Origin of the sequence: Stenotrophomonas pictorum JCM 9942 (assembly GCF_001310775.1) — a bacterium.
Taxonomy (GTDB): Bacteria; Pseudomonadota; Gammaproteobacteria; order Xanthomonadales; family Xanthomonadaceae; genus Stenotrophomonas; species Stenotrophomonas pictorum.
Genome location: NZ_BAZI01000760.1, coordinates 1 through 647 on the forward strand (window position 1 = coordinate 1; position 647 = coordinate 647).

1 protein-coding gene and 1 pseudogene are annotated in these 647 nt (G+C 67.9%); both read left to right on the forward strand.

Annotation, left to right across the window (positions count from 1 at the left end):
- Positions 1-269: pseudogene (locus tag JCM9942_RS17535) on the forward strand (hypothetical protein); the annotation flags it as partial.
- A gap of 53 nt (positions 270-322) precedes the next feature.
- On the forward strand, positions 323-647 hold a 325-nt coding region (locus tag JCM9942_RS17540; RefSeq protein ID WP_054661059.1), incomplete at its 3' end, for a DUF6172 family protein.

Sequence of the window (647 nt, forward strand, 5' to 3'; positions counted from 1 at the left end):
GGGGCGACGGGCGGCTGGTGCTGCGCATGGCCCTGGCCGATGACAGCCGCCGCGGCCGGATCTCGCGCCTGGGCGACCGTGCCGCCAACCTGATCGGCTGGATGCAGTTCCGTCCACGCCACTATCCCGATGCCGAATCGCTGAAGGCATTGCTGCTGCAGGCCGGGCTGTCGGTGCGCCTCACTCCGCTGTACGGCAACACCCCATTCAACAACTGGCTGCTGGTCGCGCAGCGCGATCAGCCACGGCCGGCCCATTTGCGCCGATAATTGGCCCATTCCCTCCGCCGCCCGTCCCGGGCCGGCACCGCAACGAGATTCCCGTGAAGAAGACCTACCGCCTCGATATCGAAGGCAAACATCCGGACCGCCTGCTGGAAGCCAGCAAGCACGACATCCGCAAGTACACCAAGCGTGAGCGCGGCAAAGCGCTGCCGGCCGGCGCCGATACCTGGGGTTTCGACAGCAAGCTCGGCGTGGACGAAGCGTCCGCCAAGCCGGTGGCGTATGACGGGTTGTTCCGCGCCATCGACGCGCTGGTCGCCGCCGGCAACACCCAGTTCTATGTGGAAGTGCTGAGCAAGCCGGCCAAGCGCAGCCCGCGCCCGGCCGCGGAGCCGGCGGTGGCACCGGAAAACGACTTCGAAG